The sequence below is a fragment of the Acinetobacter lwoffii genome (genome assembly GCF_024129355.1).
GTDB lineage: Bacteria > Pseudomonadota > Gammaproteobacteria > Pseudomonadales > Moraxellaceae > Acinetobacter > Acinetobacter lwoffii_I.
The window spans coordinates 1-364 of record NZ_JAMXXP010000107.1; the positions used below are offsets into that span (position 1 = coordinate 1).

Genomic DNA, 364 nt, shown 5'->3' on the forward strand with positions numbered 1-364 from the left:
TGTTATTCACCAATTAAAATGTCTATGCGATAAACCATTTAAAATGTCCTGTTTTTAACCACAAGAGTCAAGCACAGGATTTAACTTTCTTTGTTCAATAACAGCTTTCTGAGCTTTACGACTCGGCATACTTTTCTTGAGACGGGAACGTTTATTCTGTTTTTCCAACTCTTCATGCTGTTGCTGAATATGTGCCAGGACTGTACCTAACCGTTTATTCTCAACGATCTCATTCTGCTGTAGCCCAGCTAATTTATTGAAAATGCTGTAGTTGAGCTTTCGTCCCTCGTGCATGAGGGCCACAGTCCCATCCGGGTACTCCAGAAATGAAATATATTGCCCAACAAGCTTATGATTCAGCTCT

Annotated in this window: 1 pseudogene; it reads right to left on the minus strand. The window is 40.1% G+C overall.

Annotation, left to right across the window (positions count from 1 at the left end):
- Window positions 1-54: 54 nt before the first annotated feature.
- Window positions 55-364, minus strand: a pseudogene (locus NI468_RS16195) (ISNCY family transposase); the annotation flags it as partial.